The organism is Leptotrichia sp. HMT-225 (assembly GCF_030644325.1).
Lineage (GTDB): Bacteria > Fusobacteriota > Fusobacteriia > Fusobacteriales > Leptotrichiaceae > Leptotrichia > Leptotrichia massiliensis.
Genome location: NZ_CP130323.1, coordinates 656834 through 677230, shown reverse-complemented (window position 1 = coordinate 677230; position 20397 = coordinate 656834). Strand labels below are relative to the sequence as shown.

General features: G+C 31.7%; 13 protein-coding genes. 1 reads left to right on the top strand and 12 read right to left on the bottom strand.

What is annotated here, in order from left to right:
- Positions 1 to 99: 99 nt before the first annotated feature.
- From QU666_RS03255 to efeO, 12 genes are all read right to left on the bottom strand, one after another.
- Positions 100 to 1881 (bottom strand): L,D-transpeptidase family protein, encoded by a 1782-nt coding sequence (locus QU666_RS03255; protein ID WP_021769732.1) that lies wholly within the window; start codon positions 1879 to 1881, stop codon positions 100 to 102.
- A 37-nt stretch (positions 1882 to 1918) separates the two neighbouring features.
- Positions 1919 to 3568 (bottom strand): L,D-transpeptidase, encoded by a 1650-nt coding sequence (locus QU666_RS03250; protein ID WP_036071405.1) that lies wholly within the window; start codon positions 3566 to 3568, stop codon positions 1919 to 1921.
- 180 nt (positions 3569 to 3748) lie between these two features.
- The gene (locus tag QU666_RS03245) at positions 3749 to 4969 is read right to left on the bottom strand and encodes a MalY/PatB family protein (RefSeq protein WP_021769734.1); all 1221 of its coding nucleotides are present in this window, start codon (positions 4967 to 4969) and stop codon (positions 3749 to 3751) included.
- Between the two features lie 21 nt (positions 4970 to 4990).
- The gene (locus tag QU666_RS03240; protein ID WP_021769735.1) at positions 4991 to 6568 is read right to left on the bottom strand and encodes a tetratricopeptide repeat protein; all 1578 of its coding nucleotides are present in this window, start codon (positions 6566 to 6568) and stop codon (positions 4991 to 4993) included.
- A gap of 42 nt (positions 6569 to 6610) precedes the next feature.
- The gene (locus QU666_RS03235) at positions 6611 to 7108 is read right to left on the bottom strand and encodes a pyridoxamine 5'-phosphate oxidase family protein (protein ID WP_021769736.1); all 498 of its coding nucleotides are present in this window, start codon (positions 7106 to 7108) and stop codon (positions 6611 to 6613) included.
- A gap of 15 nt (positions 7109 to 7123) precedes the next feature.
- Positions 7124 to 8794 carry a formate--tetrahydrofolate ligase gene (locus tag QU666_RS03230; protein ID WP_021769737.1) on the bottom strand — a complete coding sequence of 557 codons (1671 nt, stop codon included), beginning with the start codon at positions 8792 to 8794 and terminating at the stop codon, positions 7124 to 7126.
- Positions 8795 to 9061: 267 nt separating this feature from the next.
- Positions 9062 to 13453, bottom strand: a complete 4392-nt coding sequence (locus tag QU666_RS03225) for a PolC-type DNA polymerase III (RefSeq protein ID WP_021769738.1) — start codon at positions 13451 to 13453, stop codon at positions 9062 to 9064.
- A gap of 933 nt (positions 13454 to 14386) precedes the next feature.
- Positions 14387 to 14587 (bottom strand): twin-arginine translocase TatA/TatE family subunit, encoded by a 201-nt coding sequence (locus QU666_RS03220; RefSeq protein ID WP_021769740.1) that lies wholly within the window; start codon positions 14585 to 14587, stop codon positions 14387 to 14389.
- A gap of 2 nt (positions 14588 to 14589) precedes the next feature.
- Positions 14590 to 15303, bottom strand: coding sequence for a twin-arginine translocase subunit TatC (tatC, locus tag QU666_RS03215; RefSeq protein ID WP_021769741.1), 714 nt, complete (start codon positions 15301 to 15303; stop codon positions 14590 to 14592).
- Positions 15304 to 15337: 34 nt separating this feature from the next.
- Positions 15338 to 17035, bottom strand: a complete 1698-nt coding sequence (locus QU666_RS03210; RefSeq protein WP_036071409.1) for an FTR1 family protein — start codon at positions 17033 to 17035, stop codon at positions 15338 to 15340.
- Entirely contained in the window at positions 17013 to 18251 is a 1239-nt protein-coding gene (efeB, locus tag QU666_RS03205; RefSeq protein WP_021769743.1) for an iron uptake transporter deferrochelatase/peroxidase subunit, read from the bottom strand. Before efeB ends, QU666_RS03210 begins: the two co-directional genes overlap by 23 nt.
- A gap of 126 nt (positions 18252 to 18377) precedes the next feature.
- The gene (gene efeO / locus QU666_RS03200) at positions 18378 to 19259 is read right to left on the bottom strand and encodes an iron uptake system protein EfeO (protein WP_021769744.1); all 882 of its coding nucleotides are present in this window, start codon (positions 19257 to 19259) and stop codon (positions 18378 to 18380) included.
- Between the two features lie 398 nt (positions 19260 to 19657).
- Between efeO and QU666_RS03195 the strand changes: the two genes are divergently transcribed.
- Positions 19658 to 20137 (top strand): hypothetical protein, encoded by a 480-nt coding sequence (locus QU666_RS03195; RefSeq protein WP_021768614.1) that lies wholly within the window; start codon positions 19658 to 19660, stop codon positions 20135 to 20137.
- The last annotated feature ends 260 nt before the right edge of the window (positions 20138 to 20397 follow it).

Genomic DNA, 20397 nt, shown 5'->3' with positions numbered 1-20397 from the left:
CCCTTTTAGTAAAATAAAAAAGTTGTATAGTTCTCTAAAATAAAAGGGATATTCATTTTTAATGGAATATCCCAAACATCTGAATTAATTTTTAATTTATTATTTAACTAGCATAACTGTAGGAACACTAGGCACTCTAAATCCTTCTGAATGTCCAGGTGTCGAATTTCCTAACCATTCATAGATAAACTTAATCTGATCATCATAATGTCTTATACATTTATGAGATTCTGGATAAGTTCCTATTTTTTTAGCTGTTGCAGCTTTTCTTTGTTCTCTTGTGTTTTTTGGTTCAAAAACCGATGGTATACTGTGCATGTAACCTCCACCACTAAATCTTACGGCATTTTTTGCATCTCCTACAACTGTCTTATTATCTGAGCCTGTATATTGCATTACAGGTTTAGAGTAAGCAATTAGGAAAGTTCCATAAGGTGTGGCAAACGAATTTCCAGCATCTTTTCCAGTAGTTACAAATGAAGAAGTTACTACATTCCAGTTATCTCCTGCTTTTTCTATAATCATTTCATTCTGGCTACCTCTGTCAACATAGATAAATCTTGTTATTTCTCCGTTAATTCCCGCATCTTTTAAATATTTTCTTGCAGCAGGCTTTAAATAATAAACGCCATTATCATAAGCATCTATTTTTACTTTTATGTATTTATCTGTTTCCTCTTCTATAATCATAATTGTTCTATCTGGAATGTTTATGTAGTCTTTAAAACTCTTATCAGTATATCCATATTCACTTTGATTTGGACGGTTTCCAAATTTATCTCTATTTCCTGACTTGCTTCCGCCAAGAGGTATATAGTTATCTAAAACGTATAATTTTTTATTTGATGAAACTGCATTTTTTATAAATTTATTTGTTTTATCAACTTTTTTCATCATATCGTTCCAGTCAAATTCACGTTTTTCAACAGCTGATTTTGGAATATACCCAAGCTGATTGTCAAAAAATACTTCATACCATTCATCTGATTTATTTCCAGTATTAGTTTTAACAATTCCTGTTGTTCTGTATTTATGAGAATATGCTGCTGACTTTATGGCTTTAGCATTAGAATTTGGTTCTTTTCTTATGCTTGTTGCTGTTTTTACAAATACAAATTCATCCATTTCCTTTGGAGAGTGTTTATCATATTGAAAATTGAATGTCAAATTTTTTGGTCTTTGACTATTAAACTCTTTAACATAAGAGTATTGTCCTCTCAATGAATTTGTATTTTTAGGTGTTTCTACTGGTTCTTTTATTTCTTTTTCTTTAGGTTCATTTTCTTTTTTCTCAATTACAGAATTTTGAGCCTTTTCCATATTAGATTGTTTTGAAACTTCTACAGGTTTATTATTTTCTACGGTTGGGCTGTTTTTCTGATTTCCTTTAGAATCCTCTGTATTTTTTTTTTGCGAAACAGGTTTTTTGTCTGTTTCGTTAGTTTTAGTCTCTTTTGCTGGTAATACTATTTCTTGTTTTTTCTCTGGTTTTGGAGTCTGCGTTTTTTGTTTTTGTGCAGACGGTACTCCGCCTTTTTTAGGATATTCCGCTATAAATCCTTTTATAAATGTATCAAGTTTTGCTTCAAATTCAGATTTAGTTATTGTTTTTTCTACACTCTTTCCTTTTGTAAATTTAGCTTTTTCACTAAATACATATGGAGTAAATTTTAAATACACATTACTTCCTTCTACTGCATAATCCACATCTATTTTATCCTTAATTCCATCTCCATCTAAGTCAGGTTCGAGCGAAATCTGCTTCCATTCTAATTTTTTTGCTTCTTTTGGTGCTGAAAAAGTATTAGTTGATATTACAGAAAGTATTATCAATGCTACTATTGAAAATTTTATTTTTTGTAAATTTATTTTATTTATCATAAATTTATTTCTCCTTATTGTTTATTTTAAGGTTATCTTATAAAACTACTGCTATTACAGGCTCTTCAGGTATCGTGTTATCTCTATCCTTGATTTTACTGTCTGCATTTATCCATCCAACAATAAATTCAATCTGATCATCAAAGTGTCTTACACATTTGTGAGAATCTTTGTATGTTCCTATTTTATGAGCCGTTCCTGTATTCAATGTTGATCCTCTGAAATTAAGTCCTACAGGAATTCCATGCATATAACCTCCACCACTGAATCTTACTGCATATCTAGCACTTCCTCCGATAGTCAAGTCTGATCTTCCAGGAAGAGTTTTATCCCCTTCTCTTGCGTGCCTTGTAAACGTCATATACGGTCTTGTGAAAGCTACTAGGAATGCTCCATGTGGCGTTTCATAAGAACCCCAGCCATCTTTTCCTGTCGTTACATACGAATATGTAACTACTTCATATTTCCCAGTTTCAGGATTTCTTTGGAAAAGTGCTTCAGTTTGACTATGTGGATCAATCGCAATAAATTTATTTACTTCATCTTTTATATTTTCTACTTGTTTATAGGTTCCTTCTTTTTTCTCAATAAAGTAAGGTCCTCCATAAAATGGTGTTTCAATTTTTAACATATTATTTTCTTCACCAATTATTTTAAAAATTGTCTGGTCAGGAATATTAATAATTTCGCCTTCTTTTTTAGAATTTGCATAACCTATGATACTTTGATTATTTTTATTTCCAAATTTATCCTTTTCACTTGGTTTATCACGCGATAAAGGTTTGTATTCTGTAATAATATATAATGCCTCTTTCCCTTTAATTGCTGTATTAATGAATTTATTTACAATCTCAATTTTTTTTATCATTTTATCCCAATAGAATCCTCTTGGTGAAACCATGTCTTCGTTTCCAGCTATGAACCCTTTAACAGTTGTCGGATTTTCTGCAACAGCCTTTCCATCCTTATCTTTATTAGTTTTTCTGCTTACATTTGTACTGGCTCTTTTTGTAAATTCTGTAAAATACCATTTTGTTTGGCTATTTGCAGCGTCTGATACCATATCAAACAATATTTCAGGTTTTTCACTAAAGCTAAGATGTGCCACAGCATTCCCATTTGGTGCTTCTAATAAACTTGATCCTTTTTTTATAAATAAAAAATTATTCGTATTATCTGGCGAATGATTAGTAAACTTCATTTTATCAAAAGTTATGTCACTATTTTTATTATCTCCATAAATTGTAATATATCTTGTTTCATTTGGTTGAATATTTTTAGAATATTCAGGATAATATTCCTTCACTTTATCAAACATTTGTTGCATTGATTGAAGTTCCATAACATTAAATTTTTTATCAAAAGCTATTTGATAAGTTAATATTTCTTTCCCACCTTGATTTGTGTAAATTGAAACAACTGCCCCTATCAAATTATCGACTACATTATAAGTTACAACGACTTTTTCATTTATTCCATCGCTATTAAAATCATAATCAAATACATCTTTTTCCTGCCCTTTTACCGTAATATTTTCTGAATATTCCTTTGGTAAATTTAATGGCTCTGCACTTGTATTAAATGCTACAACTGTATTAATCAATGCTAGTGCTGCTATTTCCACTTTCTTCCATTTTTTAATTTTTTCTTTTCCAGCTTCCATAATACTATCCAATTTTTTTGTCACAATTTCCCCTCCTATATTCATCCTTTTTAAAGCATTTCCACTCGTCAATCCAAAAGTTACTCACTTTTTTCATTTTAATATCTCTCCATCCTTTTTTAAAATTTTTTTAAGTAGAAAATTTTAGTTTTCTCGTATATTATACCATAATATCCCTAAAAAAGTAAAATATAAAATCAAATTCTATTTACAAAATTGTGGAAATTCAGCCTTTAACACTTCATAAAGTCTTTCCAGCATTTTCTCTAGATATTTTGTTGGCACAGCCAGATTTACCCTCTCAAATCCATCTCCAGCTTTCCCAAACGTATATCCCTCGCTGAAAAATATCTTTGCTTTTTTATTCATAAACTCTGCAAGTTCTTTATTTTTAAGTCCCAATGTCCGAAAATCCAGCCATTGCAAATAAGTTCCCTCAATTAACGGGGCTTTTAAATTGATGAACTTTTCTTCAAAAAATTTATTCACCAATTTCTGATTTTTATCAATTAACAGCAAAAATTCATCTAGCCATTTTTCTGCTTCTGTATAAGCCAGTTCACATGCCTTATACGATAATGTTGAAAAAACATGCATTGACATTTTTTCCATTTCAGCCTTGAATTTTTTACGTAGTTTCTCATTTTTGATAATTATATTTGAGATTCCTGCTCCAGCTAGATTAAAACTTTTTGTAGGGGCAGTACACGTTATTGTAATTTCAGCAAGTTCCTCTGATAAAGTCTGAAAAACCGTATGTTTATACCCACTCATCACAATATCAAAATGAATCTCATCAGAAATTACAGTCAAATCATTCTCAACCGCAATTTTCCCAATCTTTTCCAAATCTTCCCTGCTCCATACAATCCCAAGTGGATTATGAGGACTGCACAAAAGCAATATTTTATTATTTTTATCTTTTGCAAACTCTTCAAACTTTTCAAAATCAATAGAATACTTGGCTTCCCCATTCTCATTTTTACTCTCAACTAAGCCACAATCCACCAATTTTCTCTTATTTGAAGTAATCGCGCTATAAAACGGATAATAAACAGGTGTAAACGTAATCACACCTTCATTTTCCTTTGCAAAAGCCTTAATCGCGACATATATAGCCGAAACCACTCCAGGAGTACACAAAATCCAGTCTTTTTCCACCTTAAAACCGTGCCTTCTCTCCATCCAGCCTATAACAGCCTCATAATATTTCGGATAAGTCCCCGAATACCCCAAAACCGCTTCATCAATATACTTTTTCATCCCTTCCGTTATCTCAGGAGCAATCTTTAACTCCATATCCGCCACAGAAAATGGAACAATATCGTCTTCCAGCTCTGGAAGCACTTCATATATCTGCTCCCATTTGTACGAGCCTTGTCCTTTTCTGCTTAAGATTGTTTCAAAATCATATTTTTTTGACATTTTTTCACCTTCTATCTTTAATTATTTCCTTAATTCTGAATTATTCTCCAATCTTTTTAATTTTTCCAAGGCTTCTTGCTCTATTTTACATGTCGGATAACCTTTTAATGAATCTAATACTTTACCATAATATTCTTTCGCAAGTTCTATATTATTATTTTCTTCATAATAATTTCCAAGGTTGAAAAATGCTAAAGGATTACCTTTTTCAGCTGATTTCAGATAAAGTTTCATTGCTTCTTCTTTATTTCCTTCCTCACTATAAACATTCGCAAGATTATTCATAGCTGTTGTATGCCCTTTTTCAATTGCTTTTCTATACCATTTTTTAGAATCATTTATTCTATTTTGTTCATCAGCAAAAAGTCCTAATTCATACATTGCTTCAACATTTCCTGCTTCAGCAGAATTTTTTAAATACTTATCTATTTCATTAGTATATTTTCCAGTTTCAGAATAAATAAATAATGCATAATTAAACATACATTCGCTATCTCCAAATTCAATTCCTTTCAAAATATATTCTTTATATTTTTCTATATTTCCTTTTTTTCTATTTATTACTGCTAAATTGTAACAGCATTCCTTTATCCCATATTTTTCAACCAATATTTTCAAATATTTTTCAGCATTATCATAATTTTCATTTGTTAAATAAATATTTGCTTGACTGTTATAAACATTTATTAATTTTTCAATAGCACTTTCTTTAAGATGTGGAACTTTTTCTATCACTTCCTGAAAATACTTCTCAGCTTTTTCAAAATTCTCAATTTCATAATAAACATGTCCTAAATTATATTTTGCTTCTAAAAACCCTAACCTTTCAGATTCTAAATACCATTTCTCAGCCATTTTATAATCTTTTTTATGAAAATAAAGGTTTCCTAAGCTAAAAAAATCTTCTCCTCTTTTAGTTTCATCTTTTTCAATTAATCCTCTAAACTTTTCTATATTTTCTGTTGTTTGATAAAGATTAAATAATTTATCCTTTGAATCAGGACTTCCATTTTCCAAAGCCATTTTATAATATTTTTCAGAATTTTCAAAATCACCTTCAACAAAATATGCATCACCTAAACAATTTGGAGCATACTTATCGTCTTTCTTATTTTTTAATATTGTAAAATTTATTTCTTTTACTTTGTCATAATTATCTTGAAACATGTAATAATTTGACATGTAGGCTAATACATCGTAATCTTCCTTATCATCAAGCTTATTGTACCATTCCAGCATTTTCTCTTCATTATTCTGTTTTGCATAAAATATAGCTAAACTTTTCTGTGCTACTTTTTCTCCCTGATTTGCAGCCTTTAAACAATATTTTTCATATAGTTTTTCATCTTTGCCCATGTAAAAAGTAGATAACATCGTTGAAGCTGTTGGAACATAATCTTCTATTCGTTCAAAATACAATTTTGAAACTTCTGGATAAAATTCCCATGTATCCATTCCCAGCTTCATCATTTCATCAATTTGTTCTTTTGTTAAATTTTCTCCTGCCTTATTTATATGTTCTCTTGCAATCTTTAAATATTTTTCTTCTTCGTTATCCTTATTCCGAAATTTATCTATTATTTTTCCAAATATTCCCAATTATTTCACCATCCAGTTCTTGGACTATATAAGTACAATTTCTTATTCATGCTGCTTACAACAACTCATCTCCTCAACCACAAGTTTAAACACACAAACCGCTTTCAACATTTGCTCGTCAAACTCCCATTCTGTTTTTCCAGTATTATGTTTCATCAATTCGAGCAGTGCCTTCATTTTTTCCTGTGAATCTTCAATAATCTCAACTTTCCCATTTCCAATCACACTTTGAAATCTCGTAGTGTAATCACAGGCTTTATCGCCTTTCGTGTAAATTTTGTGATTTGTGTCAAGTTCAAACCCTGCATAGTTATTTTCTTTTATTATATCAAGTTTTCTTCCTGTTCTTGCACCGTGAAAGTAAAATGTATAGTTTCCATTTTCTTCGGTAAAGCCAAAATTTAGTGGTACAATGTAGACTTTTCCGTTGTCATTTAAGCCAAGACGGCAACAGTCACAGGCTTTTATAATTTCTTTTATTTTTTCATTGTCTGTAATTTCTCTGTCCCGTCTTCGCATTTTTACTTTTGTATTTCCCATTTTTGTATTCTTTTTCTAAAATAATCCTGAAATTACCCCATTTTCATCAATGTCAATCAACTCCGCCGCTGGCTTTCTCGGTAATCCTGGCATATCTATAATTTCTCCAGCCATTGCTACTAAGAATCCTGCTCCAGCTGATAGTCTTACTTCGTTGATTGTAATTGTGAAGCCTGTTGGTCGTCCTAGTAGATTTGGATTATCTGATAATGATTTTTGTGTTTTTGAGATACATATTGGCAATTTGTCATAGCCATTTTCTACGTATTTTTTTATGTTATTAAGTGCTTTCGGGGCAAAATTTACTCCATCTGCTCCATAAATTTCTTTTGCAATTTTTTCAATTTTTTCCTGAATTGACAAGTTCAAATCATAAAGTGGAGTGTATTTTTTGTCTGATTTTTCATTTTTTTCGATGGCGTTCATAACTTTTTCCACAAGCTCTTTTCCACCTTCTCCACCTTTTTCCCAGATTTCGCAGTTGGCAACTTCCACGTCCATTTTTGCGCAGAAGTCTTTTATCACTTGAATTTCAGCGTCAGTATCAGTTATAAATTTGTTAATTGCCACAACAACTGGCAAATTGTACTTTTGCATGCTTTCAATATGTTTTTCAAGATTTACAAGCCCTTTTGTCAATGTTTCGATATTTTCCGACTTCAAGTCCTTATCTCCGCCGTGATGCTTTAACGCACGAACTGTCGCAACGATTACAATAACATTTGGCTCCAATTTCCCAAGCCTAGCTTTTATATCCAAAAATTTCTCAGCCCCCAAATCAGCCGCAAATCCAGCTTCCGTAACCACATAATCAGACAATTTCAATGCCATTTTTGTAGCCAGTAACGAGTTACATCCATGTGCAATATTCGCAAAAGGTCCACCATGAATAAATACAGGCGTGTTTTCCAAAGTCTGTACCAAGTTAGGCTTTATCGCATCTTTTAGTAATACCGCTACTGCCCCTTGAATATTAAGCTGCTTAACTTTAAGCATTTCCCCTTTTCTGTTGTATGCAAAAACTATTTCCCCAATTCTTTCCTTCAAGTCAGTAATAGAGTCAGCAAGACAGAAAATCGCCATAATTTCTGAAGCAACCGTTATTTGAAATGAATTTTCACGAGGTACCCCATTCACTTTTGGTCCAAGCCCAACAACAATACTTCTCAAATTTCTGTCATTCATATCAAGCACACGTTTAAAAGTAATATTATTCACATCAATATCAAGTTCATTTCCAAAATGTATATGATTGTCAATACACGCAGAAATCAAGTTATGTGCAGCCGAAATTGCATGAATATCCCCTGTAAAATGTAAATTTATCTCTTCCATAGGCACCACTTGCGACATTCCACCACCGGCAGCTCCACCTTTCATACCAAACACAGGTCCCAAAGACGGCTCCCTAAGTGCCGCAATCGATTTATACCCAAACTTGTTCAACGCCTGAGTCAATCCAACAGTAACAGTAGACTTCCCTTCCCCCGGAGGCGTAGGAGTAACAGCCGTCATCAAAATCAATTTCCCATCTTTTTTCCCTGCATTTTTCTTCAATACTTCCAAACTAACCTTAGCCTTATACTTCCCGTACGTCTCAAAATCATCCTCTGTAAGTCCAATACTTTCTGCAATCTCACAGATTTTTTTCAATTTCGCATTTTGAGCAATTTCAATATCCGTCATCCTAACATCCTCCTGTATTTTTTATTATTTATATAAAAATCGAAAAAGTCATGTTAATTAAAAGACTTTTCCGATATTCATTTATAATTTGTTCATTTTTTATAACTTTTTCTTTAGAAATTCATATTAGTTCTTAACTTCTACAAGTGAAACTATTTTTCTAAACCAATTTACAATTCTAAATAACATCATCTTCTCGTAAATACATCATATTATATCTTTTTATAATTGTCAATATTGAAAATAGAGATAATTTTGTATTATTTTCTAAAATAATGTCTGCTGATTTGTTGCTGACAAATCCTTCAAACATCCATATTCCTTCATCAGTTCCACAATCGTTTTATTCAATTTTGTACGTTTTACCAAATCTTCGATTGATAAAAAGTCAACTTTTCGTTCAGAAACAATATTTTCAGCAACAGCTTCTCCCAGTCCATCCATTGCGATTAATGGCATTCTGATTTTGCTGTCCTGTATTGTGAAAAGTTTTGCTTCTGATTTATAGATGTCAATTTGTTCCAGTTCGATTTTACGGTAGTGCATTTCAATCAAAATTTCGTATAGAAATAATTCCTGCTTTTCTTTAGCGTTTAAGTTTCCTTTTCTGTCCATTTCCATTTTCGCACGTTTCAATTCTTCTACTGGTCTGAACATTGTTGTCATTTTAAAATCTCCAACTTTTCTATTTAAGAAAGCTGTGTAAAATTCTATTGGATAATGCACTTTAAAATAAGCGATTCTTACTGCCATCATTACGTAAGCCACCGCATGCCCTTTTGGGAACATATATTTTATTTTTTCGCATGAATCAATATACCATTGCTCTACACCGTGTTCTTTCATTGTTTTAGAATATTCCTGCCACTTTTCACGATTTTTCGTAGGCTGTCCTTTTCTGACAAATTCCATTATGGAAAAGGCTAATGATTTATCAAGTCCATCGTCAATCAGCTTATTCATAATGTCATCCCGCACCGTGATAATCTGACTCAAGGTTGCAATTCCACTTCTTACATAATCCTGTGCATTATTCAGCCAAACGTCCGTTCCGTGTGAAAGTCCAGAAATTCTGACTAATTCTGCAAAAGTTTTTGGACGTGTGTCAACTAACATCTGTTTTACGAAAGATGTTCCAAATTCAGGTATTCCTGATGTACCTGTCGGAGAGCCGATTTCATCTGGAGTTACACCAAGTGCTTCTGTCCCGCTGAATAAACTCATTACTTCCTTATCATCAAGCGGAATCGTATAAATATCAACACCCGTCAAATCCTGTAAAATTCTAAGTGTTGTCGGATCATCGTGTCCCAGTATATCCAGTTTTACAAGCTGTTCGTCCATTACGTGATAATCAAAATGGGTTGTCTTGGAAGCTGATTTCATATCGTTTGCTGGACGCTGGATTGGACAAAAATCGTAAATTGACTTGTCCTTTGGAACGACTATCATTCCTCCGGGATGCTGTCCAGTTGTTTTTCTAGCCCCTTCACAGCCTTTTGCAATTCTCATAACTTCTGCTTTTCTCTCCTTTATTTCAGGCGTTCCTTCGACTTCTTCAAGATACTTTTTCACATACCCAAAAGCATTCTTTTCGGCAAGCGTAGAAATCGTTCCAGCACGAAAGACATTGTCACTTCCAAACAGCTCTTCCGTATATTTATGAATCTCTCCTTGATATTCCCCAGAAAAGTTCAAGTCAATATCTGGCACCTTATCTCCATTAAATCCCATAAACACTTCAAATGGGATGGCATGTCCATCTTTTATATATTTTGTACCACATTCTGGACAAGTTTTGTCAGGATAGTCAACTCCACTTCCTTCTTCATTCATAAATTCCGTATGCTTACATTTCGGACATCTGTAGTGCGGATAAAGTCCGTTCACTTCGGTAATTCCCATAAGATAGGCAACTATTGAAGATCCAACCGAACCACGTGAACCTACAAGATAACCTGCATCTACCGATTTATGCACAAGTTTCTGTGCAATCAGATAAAGCACCGCAAATCCATTTTGAATAATCGAATTAAGCTCCTTTTCCACTCTTTCCTTCAGGTTTTCATCAATATTTTCCCCATAAAGTTCCTCAAGTTTCTTATAAGTCATTTCCCTTACTTCATCTTCTGCCCCATCAATTTTCGGCGGATAGAATCCAGTCGGAATTGGACGCACCTGTTCCATCATATCGTTGATTTTATGCGTATTTTCCACAACAACTTCCTGAGCTGCTGCTTCTCCCAGATAATTAAATGCCTCCAACATTTCTTCGGTAGTTTTAAAATACAATTTTCTATCAAAAAACTCGTATCCTCTCACACCTTCTGAAGTTTCAGTTTTCCACATCGTTCCACTTCCCAAAAGAAGAACATTCCTGTTAATTGCTTCACGCTCTTCAAGATAATGTGTATCCCCTGTGGCAACTACAATTTTATTCTGACTTTTTCCAAGTTCATAAAAATACTTGTTCATTTCCTTTATTATATCGTAACTTTCAATTTCCTTGCTCGTTCTTTCCACCATGTCAGCATAGTTTGTATGTGGATGAATCTCAATATAATCATAAAATCTCGCTTTTTCCTCAATGTCATCTTTTTCCGCTCCACGTAAATAAAGATTTACAAGTTCTCCCTTATTTCTTTCAGAAGCGGAAGCCGAACTTGCAATTAAGAGATTTTCTCTCATGCTGTTTAACAAAGTTTTTGGTATTCTAGGTCTTCTCATTCCAAAAAATTCTATGTTGGAACGTGATACAAGTTCGTAAAGGTCACGAAGCCCAGCTTGATTTTTTACCAAAATCATCGTGTTCAATGTCTCAGAATTTTGAATGTTCGGCTGTAAATCCGTATTAATCTCAATCAGTTTTAAAATCCCTTTACTTAAAATCATATTTAAAAATTTCTGAAAAACTTCCGCAGTAGCCTTTGCATCATCAACAGCCCTATGGTGTGTTTCAAGTGTAATTCCAAAATATTTTACCAAATTAGCAAGTCCATATCCTCTCGAATCAGGAAGCAATGTTCTAGCCAAAGGCAACGTATCAATTACGCTCGGAGAATACTCAAGCCCTTGCTCAATAGTTTTTTGCTTGATAAATCCCACATCAAATTTCGCATTGTGGGCAACTACCGTTGTATCAGTACAAAATTCTAGAAATCTTGGAAGTACAGTTTCTATTTTTTCAGCATTTGCAACCATTTCATCAGTAATTGTTGTAAGTTCTGTTATTTTTGGCGGAATTGGAATTTCAGGATTTACAAATTCAGAAAATTCTCCAATAATCTCCCTTCCACGCATTTTTACAGCCCCAATTTCAATTATCTTGTCATTAAACGGATCAAATCCTGTCGTTTCAATATCGAACACAACATAAATTTCATCTTCAATCATCTTGTCCTTAGGATTTGTAATCAAGTCTTGCTCATCATCGACTACATACGCCTCCATCCCAAAAATAACTTTAAAATCCTCATTTGCCTCCTTAAACGCAAACGGAAATGAATGCACTACTCCGTAATCTGTCACGGCAATCCCGCTATGCCCAAATTCTTTAGCTCTTTTCGCATAATCCTTGATTGACATAACTCCACTCATTTCACTCATATTCGTATGTGCATGAAGTTCTATTCTTTTTTTCGTAGCATTATCTTCTTTTTTTATATCTTTAGATTCAATAGCTTCCACTCTTTGTGTTCTCACATATTTTTCTCCACTATACATATCCGCCTCAAAACTTCCAGTAACCTTTACCCACTCCCCAAGTTTTACCTGAATATCCTCATTTGTGTTAAAAAATATTCTACAACTAACAGAATCTGTATAATCTGTAATCATAAAATCACACATTAACTTCCCATTCTTAGTTTCCTTCATATCTACATTAAAAATTTTTCCTTCTAGTGCTACATCATCACCATTGTTCAAAATATCAAGTGTAGAAAATGGCATTGCATCTATATCAGGAATTTTTTTCCATTTGTAATTACCTTTATTGTTACCTCCATTAGCATTCCCGCCATTTGAATAACCACTTCCGTTATTTCCATTATTAAAGTTTCCGTTCCCTCCGTAATTATTACCATTGTTTATACTAGCATTTTCATACTTTGGAAGTTCACTTGCCTTTACCGAATTTAATTCATTTTGAGCCTTAATTTTAGCCTTCACTTCCTCAAAATCCCCATTTACAAACTCAATTTTTATCGAATTGTCCATACATTCATAAATTTTTCTTGTAAGTTCTTCCTTTGCCTCAGTTCGTCTTGCCTCTTCTATCAAATGGTGTGATGGTAATTTTATAAACACCGTATTTTCGAGACTTTCCACTTCATAACTTGCAAAAATATACTGATACCTCTTGCTCTCATGCTTGTAATTCTCAATCGCAAATTTTACAAACCCAACAACATCCTTCTGTATCAGCTCAGGATTAACATCCATCTTAATCTTCAATTTCAACCCATTTTCAAAACTCTTATAAAGCAGCTGCCTCAAGTCCTGTATCTCACTATGTGCAACCAGACTGCTTACCTTTATAAATATCTCCATCTCCTTTTTCCTAGAAAACAGATTAACATACTCAATCTCAAAATTTTTAATTCCATATTTTCTAAAAAAATCTTCTGATGGCTTAATCTTCAAATACTTCGTACTCATTTTTCTATCTATACCCCCTATTTCTTTTTCTATTTTTTATCAAATAACTTTAAATCAACTTCTACTCTCAAATCTTTTCACTAAGTTATTTTCTAAATTTTTTTTTTAGATTATTTTAGTTAATAAAGATTTTTCTATTAATTTATATTTTTTTACGTAAAGGGAATTAGTCACCATCCCCTTTTATTTCGCAATATTAGTTATTTCAATTTCTTCAAATTATAACATCTGAAGATTTTGGCGAAAGTGCTACGCACTAATCCCAGCTTGTCTAAGCATTTTTTGAAAACAAAATCAAAACTCGTTGCGTAAAACTTCGCTCACTTTGGCAAATACAGACTAAATTTAATTGTATAAAATAAATTTGCTATAAAAATTATGGCGAAAGAAACACATAAATGTGTTTAGTCGATTCTATTTCCAAAAAATCACGACACTTTTTAGTTTAATTATAATGGTTAATTTAACTAAAACAAAAATTAGTAAAAATTTTGTCAAAAAAATATTTGTTATGATTTTTCGAGATTTTAATTTTTCAGTAAAAGACAACTTGTTTGAGCTTTTCTATCATATTTAAATTGATAAAACTTTGCGAGATTAAAATAACTTTTGTTAAAAGCGAGTTTTGTCTTTTGCTGTAAAATTGAAATTCGGTAGCGGGAGTGCAGAGGTATGGCGTCTGATACCTCTGCGTTAAAAAAAGCTAATATTAAATAAAATACGAAAAAACATTTATTAATCAAAAAAATCTAAAAAAATTTAGAAAATAAATTAATTTACAAAGTAACTTTATTATATAATTTTTACAAAATTTTAGCAACACAATTTTCTCAAATAAAAAAATATAAGGACACAGTAATAATGCCCTTATATTTGGTGAAATCAAAATTGGTTATAAAATTATATTAATTTATTTATTTTAAAAATAATTTTTTATTTATCTTCTTTTTTATCCTCTATATTTTTAGTTTCATCACTTTCTGACTCAATTCCAGAAACTGATTTTTTAAATTCTCGAATCATTTTTCCGATGGATTCTCCCAGTTCAGGCAATCTTTTTGGTCCAAAAATAAGTAATGCCCCAAGTATAAGAACTATTAATCCTGGTGCTCCTATATCTCTAAAAATTCCCATTTTTAATCATCCCTTCTTCTTTTATAGACATATTTACAAACAGAAATACTCACTTCATAAAGTAAGATCAATGGTGCTGCCATCGTTAAATCGCTTATAAAATCAGCTGGCGTCAGAACGACTGCAACTACCAGTAAAATAAAATAGCCATATCGCCTGTTTTTTATCAAATATTGCGGCGTTAAGATATGCAGCGATGTTAGAAATGCCACAGCAACAGGCAATTCAAATATTACAGCAAGCGGTAATGATGTATGTAATACAAATTTTAAATAATTATTTGCTGTAAGCTGAATATTAAACAAATCATTGCCAAAAGACAGTAAAACATTTAGTAACGCAGGTGTTACTATAAAAAATCCAAAAGAAAGTCCTATAACAAATAATATAAAAGTTGCAGGAACATAAGATAAAATTGCCTTAGCTTCCTTTTCCTTAAGAGCAGGACGAATAAAAGCCCATAGCTGATAACTTGTAAAAGGCAATGTCAAACTAAAAGCACATATTCCAGCCAGCATTAAATAAATGCTCAAAATATCATTAGGCCCAAGAACTGTGAGCTTCTGCTTGAATGAAGCCGTCAGTAATTTGTAAATATCGGAGCAAAATAGCAAACTTATTAAAAAAGCCGCAATAAAAAATATAATTGTAATAATGAGTCTTTTCCTAAACTCGCTCAAATGTTCTACAAGCGTCTGTTCGTCAATTTTAGCCATTCTATTCCTTTCCGATATTTTATCTTTTAAAATTTTATTTATCTTTTCTCTTTTTTATCAATGCAGCAATCACGATAATCACAATTAAAATTAATTGACTAATAAATACTTCCATATTTGCATAAATTCCCAAAATTTCCATTGTAGGTATAAAATGAGCTACGTGTAACGGTAAAATCCCTACAACTTGAAGCATATGAATACTTGTTCCAAGCATTTTAAATGCAAGGAAATAAATTGTCCACGTAAGTACAAAAAACACTTGATGTATTTTTATTTTTGAAGAAGCGTATATTAAAACAAGTGCAATTACAATTAGTATCAATATCGCACTTACAATACCGATAATCAAATTCTGCAATGAAATTAATGGTAAAATTCCTACATAAAACAATATTGTTTCTGCCCCTTCTCTAAATACCGCAAGAAAACTAAGTACAAACATTGAAATAAAACTTCCTGTACTTAATACAATATCCATTTTTCTGTCAATATAATCTTGCCAAGATTTCAAGGATGATTTACTATGCAGCCAAAATCCAATCCCAATCATCATTATAACCGCAAAAATTCCTACAAATCCTTCCAGAATTTCACGGTTTGTTCCTGAAGATACGGCAGGAAATAAAGCCTGAAGAGCAAATGCTATTACCACACTTGCCAAAATTCCAGCAGCAGCTCCTGCGTACACCCAACGTAATCCTTTTTTCTGATTTGCAGCTTTTAGGCTGCTTACCAATGCCAGAACGATAAGAAGTGCTTCCACACCTTCACGAAGAAGTATAAACATTGCATCAATAAACGTATATTGTGCTTTTGTATCAATTTGTGATAATTCTGTAATTAATCCTTGTAATTGTTCCTGATACTCTTTTTCGCTACCTTTTACCATGATTATTGGAGTCTGCGTTTCCACTTTTGTATATAAAGCCGAATTTCTCGTACTTACATCGCCTTCAACCGTAGGCCATACCTGAATAAACTCTTTCACTTTTGACTGACCTTTAGATTTATTTCCATTTTTAAAGGCTTCCGACGCATCTTTCAACATATCTACAGCTTCTTTTAGTGTAATTGTGCTTGAAACATTATTTTCTATCTTCTTTCCATCTAAATAGTCTCGTATTGTTGATTTTAAGTCATTAAAAGAATTGATTGTGTTGTCATAATCAAATGGCTCCACTTCCATAGAGCTTCTCAAAAACGACATTGCAGTTTCTACTTTTCCATAATAAGCAATGCTTCTACTTCTTATAAAACTTTCATTTCTTGTCCATACGCCATTAAATTTCAGGTATTCTTTTTTCATAAGTTCTACATCTTTAGACTGAATTGCTTTTTCCAACACATCTAAAGCAGGATTCATTCTTGACTGGAACTTTTTCTTTTCCTCATTATCGTTAACAGGATTCTGCTCTTTTTCAAAAGCTAATAGTGCTGTTGTAACTTCTCTCAGATCCTCTTCTGACAATGTGGACTTTTCTTTGTTTAAAAGTTCCTGTACTTTTTTTCCTTTTACTGAATCAGCATTTTTCACCTTTTTAAATTCATCTCTTACTTCGGAAAAAAGTTTTTTTGCTTCATTTTGATTATTGTTTCTTATTGCAGTCGTCGTATCTGTTATTTTTATATAAAGGCTGCTATAACTTTCCCTTGCGATAACATTTGTGAAGAATAATATAAAACACAAAAATAGCAATATATTTATTTTATTCAAATAATTTCTGCCCAATGTATTCTCCTTTCTTTATCCCTCCAAAACACGCAAAAATTCCTGTTCCAATGTGAGTAATGTATTCATTCAGTTTATCTTCATTTCCTAAGCTGTTCTGAATCTTTATAAACTGATCAGGATGTTTTTGGAAACATATAAATAGCAGTCCTGCGTCAAACTGTCCGCTCACTTCATCTATTCCATTAGAATAAGAAAAGGCACGGCGTGCTATTTTAACGTCAGCTTTTTTGGCAAGATAAACATGTGAATCAATTGGTAGAACTGGTTTTCCGTCTGAACCTTTTTTATTTATGTCAATTGTTGCAAATTCATCTGTTTCTCCAAAAGGAGCCCCGCTTTCCTTATACCTTCCAAACGTATTTTCCTGCTCCTGCAAATTAGTTCTATCCCACGTTTCAAGATGCATTTGAATACGTCTTACAATAAGAAAAGTCCCATTTTTCAGCCAATTATCTTTATCATACCAAACAACATTTTTAAAATCATTATCATTTTTCGGATTTTCCGTTCCATCTTTAAATCCAAAAAGATTTCTTGGAGTTTCTTTTCCATTACCAATTGGTAAAAAACCAGCTTGAGTCCATTTTAAAGTAATTAAGGCACGACCTTTACGAACAAGATTTCTCACAGCGTGAAATGCTACCTGTGCATCATCCGCACAAGCCTGAATACAAATATCTCCGCCTTTATACTTGTCCTTTATCTGGTCTCTCGGAAAATGTGGCAAATCCTTAAATTCTTCCATTTTCTTATTATCCATCTTCAATTTATCCAAAAAAGATGGACTTATTCCAAAAGTTATTGTCAAACGGTATGGATTTAGTCCCACTGTTTCTCCTGTATCCAGTGGAGGAACTAGATGATTTGCAAGTTCTGGAGCTACAAGTTCACCTTTCATAAGTTTTTCAGAATAATCTGTCCAGTCCTTAAACATCTGCTTTATTTCTTCCCTATCCGTAGAATGTAAATCTAATACCGCAAAATAGACATTTTTTTGAACAGGAGTAGCAATTCCTGACTGATGTTCCCCATAAAATGAAATCTTTTCATTTCCAACGACCTGATTTGCTTTACCGCTGAACATGTTGGCAAAAATCGCACTAGCTCCACTTGCTCCAATTGCAGCTCCAGCTCCTACCATTCCTGCTTTTTTCAAAAAATCACGACGTGATATTTTTTTATCAAACCATTTTTTATCATTTTCGTCACTCATTATTTTACCTCTTTTATACTGTAAGTTATTTTAAGATGTATTCGATAATCTAAACGTTTAATTTAACAAAGAGAATTAACTCCTTATCTAATAATACTTAAACATATTAGTTACCGAATAAGTACATTATTTCTTAGGAGTTGCGTCTATTACGATTCCCATTTGCGATAAAGGTTCTCCAAGTTTGGTAACTGCTTCAGCTAGAGCTTTTGTATCTTCTTTTGTTAATTCTGTATATAATTTGTAATGCTTATCATCAGTCATGTATTTATCAAGAAGTGCATTTACAGCTTTAAATTCAGTATCTAAAGTTGTTACGAGCTTAGCATCTTTTTGTTCTAATTTAGGTCTGAATAATTCAAAAATTTTCTGAGCTCCTTCGATGTTTGCTCTAAAGTCGTATAAATCAGTGTGCGAGAACACTTCTTCTTCTCCAGTAATTTTTTGAGTCGAAACTTCATTTAACAAATCAATCGCTCCTGTAACCATTAAATCAGGCGTTACTTCAATTGTGGCAATTTTTGCCTTTAGCTCCTTAATGTCGTTTACAAGATCGTCTGCGTATTTTTCAGTTCCTTTTGTAGTGTTTTGCTCCCACAGTATTTTTTCAATTCTATGAAAACCTTTCCATCCTTCTTCATTTTTAAATTCTTCCTTGAAGTCTACAAGACGGTAATCTATCTTAATATCAGATTCTCCAAAACTTTCAGCAATAGGTTCAGATCTTTCATAAGCCATACGGATTAATGGATATGCTTTTTTTGCTTCCTCTAATTTTCCATCCTTCAATAATTTTGCAAAGTTTTCTGTATCCTTTAAAAGCATATCAATCTGACCTTCAACATATTTCTTATATTCAGCAGTTTCTTTGCTCAAATCAGCTTTTCCTTGTTCAGCAGTTTGCCCTGCTGTTGTTCCAGCCTTACCAGCTTCCTTTGCTCCAGTGTCTTTTCCACAACTTACCACCACTAATGCTCCAATAATTAGTAAAATTCCCATTTTTTTCATAAAAAAATTCCTCCTAGTTTATATTTATGGTATAATTATACTTTTTATTCTTTTATTTGTAAAGAAAAATTATTTGATTTTCAAAATTTTTTGATTTATTTGAACACTAGACTTAAAAAAATTAAAGTTACATTGCTCAAACTAAAAAAGTTTGATTATATAATAAAATGGATTTAAAACCGAAAGAAAAAGTTATAACTATTTTACTCAATCCCTAAATTTATAAGTTTAATTTTAAATAGGTTTGAGTATATATTATAAAAACATTAGAAACCTTCTATAACACACATGATAATAAAAGGAAAATATATTGAAAAAATGAATACTAAATGATAAAATATGTATATACTTTTTAAAATTAAAATAAATTTTATATAAATAAAATAAGGAGAGAGATTATGAAGAAAAATAGTGTACAACTTTTATTTATCCTTTGCGTATTTTTGGTTTCATTTAATATTTTTGCTAAAAGTACATCATTTAAAGCTGATAGTATTTTATTTACAAAAACAATTCCATTTGAAAAACTGCCAGAAAATATAGAACAAGATATGAAAAATGGAAGTATGAACTATCTCAAAAATCAACAATGCCTTATCTCAACTTACAGAACGTTTTATAAGGATTCCACTCTTGATCACATAAATATTTATGCAACTTGTATGGAAGTAAATCCAGATAAAAAAATAAATTGGGATTACCCTCAAATCCCTAATAATGCTGAAATCAAAACAATTCATGTTTTAGGGAAAAATTATCCAAAATCACTTTTAAATGATTTGAAAAAAGGGAAAAGTACATTTTTTGGAGAAAAATTAGCTTATTACAAACCTTCTCACAAAAATTATAAACAAAATGAATATTTTTATTCTAAATAACTAAAAAAATTTTTTTATTTAAGATTTGTCTATTATTAAACAAAAGGTATAATATAATTTTAACATATTCTTAAACATTATTAAAATTAGACTACTACTTTTTAAAATTCAAAATTATAAAATTAAATAAAATTATGAGTTCTTATTTTTATAGTACTGGCTCATAATTTTTTATTTATATGTAGAAGGTATTTTTGATTAAATTAGTTTTAAAAAATTTAGAAAAACATTCAATAAATCTAATAAAAAATATTTTTTAA